Raw genomic sequence first — 1,671 nt, forward strand, 5'->3', positions numbered from 1 at the left:
AAATTGAACCAGAACTAACTGCGAATGCCGTACTTACCAAGGACCTTGATTGTACAGGGAGTCCGGATGCAGAGATCAATCTAACGGTAAATGGGGGGTATCCAGGATATACTTATGAAGTGGCCATTAATGGTGGCACCTACTCTTCTTATGCGGCAGGCTTCCCCTACACCACTTCCAACCCAGGAACTTATAGATTTAGGGTTACAGATACAAGAGGCTGTATTACAGAAAGTAATACCGTGACCGTTACCTCGGCCAATAACCCGGTAATTACCAGTGTAACCCCAACAAATGTTCTTTGTTATGGAAACAATGGCGGAGCCTTGGATATTGTAGTGGATACTAGTGTAGGGGTTGCTCCTTACACCATCACTATTTATGAAACAAATACATCATTTAATTATGGAAGTCAGACCACAGGATTACCGGCTGGAGACTATGAAATTACATTAATCGATGACAAAGGTTGTTCCATTACTACTACGGCAACCATTACAGAACCTACAGCCATCAATCCCAATATCACGCAAACCAATTTGTCCTGTTCGGCATCCGGCACTGAAAAGGGTACCATTACGGTAGATGCAACGGGAGGGACTTCCCCTTATACATATGAAATAAATAAAAGTGATTATTCCTATACCGATACTTACGATACTTCAACGGGATCCAATACCCATACCTTCACAGATCTTGATTTTGGAGATTATACCATAAGGGTGATAGACGGCAATGGTTGTGAAAATATTTCTACTGTTACGATTACCACTAATCCTGACGTTTTAATTACCACCTCCGGTGTTGCAGGATGTACGCCAGGAAGTGGTGAAATGTTAGTAGAAGCCCAAGCAAGTAATGGAACATTGGGTGCGGGAACCTTCTATTTTGCCATTTATCCTGCTCCTGACTTTGATTCATCCGACCCCGAATGGCACCCAGAAGATCCCTTACCGGCACCGGATAATTCCCATAATTTTACAGGACTTACCCCTGGGGTTACCTATACTTTTATCGTTTACGATTCGGATACAGGATGTGAGTATATCCAGGAGGCAAAAATACCTGTTTCAACAAATTCATCTCTAACCTCTACAATAGATGCAACTTCAAATATAAGCTGTTTTGGAGCTGTTGATGGTTCCGTTGACTTTACCTTTAGTGGATATACTGCTACGACTACGGAAGTAAATTATGAGATATTTACTTATGTAAACAACAATACCACAGGTATTACAGGAAATGTCACTGGACTTACTGGTTCACCTTATTCGGATTCTTTGACCGGTTTGGCTCCAGGTGAATACTACATCCTTTTTGAGGAGGTGGATGGTAGTAATCCAGGATGTGTTAACGCCTCCGATCCTTTTGTGATAGAGCAGTCCTCTGCCCTATTGGAAATTTCAGCTACAGCAACCAATGACAACTGTGGCCCTAATGCGGGTACCATAACCGCAAGTGCCCGATATGGAATGGCCCCCTATCAGTTTCAGCTGGAACTGGCATCAGCTACTGCCCCAACGGTCGCTACCTGGTCTGGAACTAATATCACCGGATTTTTCAATGTAGATGCAGATAACTATACGGTGTATGTAAAGGATGCCAATAACTGTATACAATCTGTTGATGTTACCGTTGCTGAAGACCCTAGTCCGGCTATCAGCCTTACTG

1 protein-coding gene is annotated in these 1,671 nt (G+C 43.0%); it reads left to right on the forward strand.

What is annotated here, in order from left to right:
• A partial coding sequence (locus tag F1E73_RS16870) for a SprB repeat-containing protein (protein ID WP_191089060.1) occupies window positions 1-1,671 on the forward strand: 1,671 nt, incomplete at both ends.

The organism is Arenibacter lacus, assembly GCF_008711145.1.
GTDB lineage: Bacteria > Bacteroidota > Bacteroidia > Flavobacteriales > Flavobacteriaceae > Arenibacter > Arenibacter amylolyticus.